Source organism: Bradyrhizobium sp. P5_C11_2 (assembly GCF_054049755.1).
The window spans coordinates 1-2,671 of the sequence record NZ_JBFULT010000788.1; the positions used below are offsets into that span (position 1 = coordinate 1).

At 61.4% G+C, this 2,671-nt stretch carries 3 protein-coding genes; 2 read left to right on the forward strand and 1 reads right to left on the reverse strand.

What is annotated here, in order from left to right; all coding sequences use genetic code 11:
* The coding region (opgC, locus tag ACXJL8_RS38545) for an OpgC domain-containing protein (RefSeq protein ID WP_456686763.1) at positions 1–1,167 on the forward strand (1,167 nt) is incomplete at its 5' end.
* A 103-nt stretch (positions 1,168–1,270) separates the two neighbouring features.
* Positions 1,271–1,456: a hypothetical protein gene (locus tag ACXJL8_RS38550; RefSeq protein ID WP_456621001.1), complete on the forward strand. Its 186-nt coding sequence runs from the start codon at positions 1,271–1,273 to the stop codon at positions 1,454–1,456.
* A 293-nt stretch (positions 1,457–1,749) separates the two neighbouring features.
* Here the strand turns inward: ACXJL8_RS38550 and ACXJL8_RS38555 are convergent.
* Positions 1,750–2,671 (reverse strand): ABC transporter permease (locus ACXJL8_RS38555; RefSeq protein WP_456686764.1); only part of this gene is annotated, 922 nt, incomplete at its 5' end.

The window sequence follows — 2,671 nt, forward strand, 5'->3', positions numbered from 1 at the left end:
GGTTTGACCTGCGCGCTGTCCTACGGCAAGGCACGGCAGAGCGGGGGCTGGACCGGCGTGATCGGCCGGACGCTGTGGCGAAGTTGGGATATTTATGTCGCATTTCTACTTCTCACCCTCGCCTGCGCCATCGTGGTTCACCTCGCAGGCGGCGGCCCTCTTGCCGACAAGAGCAATACGCGCATTCTGTTGGATCAGCCGGGCGTGACGCTCGCGCACGCGGCGACGCTGCAATACCGCCCAGTGAATACCGACATCTTGCCGCTCTTCGTGCTTTATCACCTCTTGTTCGCGCCGCTGCTGTGGCTGCTGCTGCGAGCGCCGAACGCAACGCTGGGCGCATCGCTGCTGCTTTACACACTGGTGCACGTCTTCGGCTGGACCATCCCGGCATGGCCGAACGGCCACTGGTTCTTCAATCCGCTGGCCTGGCAGCTGCCGCTTGTGCTTGGCGCGTGGTGGATCATCGAGGGCGAGAGATTTCGACCGTGGCTGACCTCACGCACCGTGCTTGTTCCTGCGGTTCTCTATCTGCTGATCAGCCTCATCATCGCATTGAGCTGGAGCGTCAAACCGCCGGAAGCGTTGGTCCCGCAGTCACTCGTGACGCTGTTTTACCCGATGGACAAATCGAATCTCGCTCCATTGCGGCTGCTGCATTTTCTGGCCCTTGCAGTGTTGGCCGCATGGCTCGTGCCTCGCGATTGGCGAGGGCTGACGACGCCGGTGATGCGTGGCGCCATTCTCTGTGGCCAGAATTCGCTGCCGATCTACTGCCTTGGCGTTCTGCTGACGCTGGTCAGCCACCTGGCGCTGCTCGACATCTCGGCGGGGCTGACGATGCAGGTCGCGCTCAGTGTTGGTGGCGTCCTGGTGATGATCGTGGTGGCGACGCTGCTGAATTTGATCACGATCAAGCCCAGGCAGCAGCCGCACGCGAAGGCCGTCGAGCGGCCAACCAGGTTTGAGCCTGTCATCAATCCCATGACAGCGAGGTCGCTCGGCGTTGACATTCCGCCCGCGTTGCTCGCCTGTGCCGACGAGGTTGATCTACTAAAGATGCTGTTTGCCCCGGTGCGCGAGTCCGGCTGCGGCGCGGATCCAGTGCCAGCAATGGCGCACGCCTTCGGGCCACCAGCGAAAAGTGTGGGTCAGGACGTGGATTAGATCGCAAGGACTCACAAGGACTGTGGAGCCTGCCCTTTGATCTTCCGGCCATCGTACAGGAGCCAAGGCCATGATTTCTCAGCCAAGGACCCACAAGAGAGCGATGCTGATCGCGGTGTACGTGATATTTGCCTGCGTAGCGGCATTTCTGTCGGTCAACCTGACATCACCCACCAGCGCCGCGCTGGGCGCGGACTGGCAGTGCAGCCGGTTTGCGCTCGTATTCACGACCTGCACCCCGGTGGGTGCACACGAGACCGTTTCCACTGGCCTGCGCAAGCTGTCCTAGGACATCAAAAACCGGACGCCGTGCTGCGAATGTAAGCTGAAATCAGAGGACACCCTCTGCGAGGGCTCCGTTACTCATTTGAGTCGGGCTGCCGATACGCTCGGCCACCTCCAACAGCTGCGCGGTCTGGCGCTCGATTGGAAACTTCGGCGGATGAAAATGATATGCCATCCTGGTCAGGAATTCCTCGAACCAACGATCCCGTCCGTGGCCGCACCGATCGTGAGAACGCAACTTTGGCGCGGTGCGAGTTGGCCGTTTAATGGGCAGAATGACAACTGCCTATTGCAGCCTCAATAGCTGGTTTTGCCTGACGCTTGTCGCGGCCTTCGGCTCTGCTGCCCCACTAGGCCGGCAAAGACCAGGGCGACGACTGCGACCGAGACGACGATGATCGCGCCCGAAAATGCGTAGATTGTCGGCGAGGCACCCGAATTCATCGCGCCGAACATATAAAGCGGAAGCGTGTTCTGGCGACCGGCCAGGTAGTAGGCGCGCGCCTGCTCGTTCAGTGAAAGGAGAAATGCAAAGACGAAGCTTGAGATGAGATTGGTGCGCATAAGCGGCAGGGTTATGTCGACGAAGGCCCGTATCGGCCCGGCGCCGAGGTCGCGGGCCGCCGCGATGGTGCTGGGCCTGACCGCCGACAGGCCGATGAGCGAGACCACAGTGGCGAACGGCAGCGTCCACAGAAGATGTCCGATTGCTATGGTGACCCAAGATGGGGCGAGACCGACAACTCTCAGAGTCGCCGACAGACCGAGGCCCTCAATCGTACCCGGGACGAACATGGCCGAGAGAATGACGAGGAGGAATACGCCGCGCAGGCGCGTCATCGTCCGGTAGGCGAGCGCAGCAGACAGACCGATCGGCGTCGCCAGTGCGGCTGTTGCGAGCCCGACCAGCGCGCTTTCCTTGAGAGCGCCGGCGAGGCGGCCATCGTCGAGAAGCGCAAAATACCATTTGAGGCTATAGCGGCTCGGCGGAACGAGTCCAAGCTGCGCGTCCGGGTTCAGCGATGCAAGCAGCAAGTACAGTACCGGCGCATACATGATTGCTAGGCTCAGCGCCGTGATAGTGGTGAACAAAAGCCGGCCGCCGCTGGTGCGTCCCGTGACGATTGCATCGAAGCTCATATGCCGAGGCTTTCGAACAGGCGCGACAGCCTGAGCGCGCGATTTGCGATGATGATGAGGACGGTGAGCAGAGTGACGA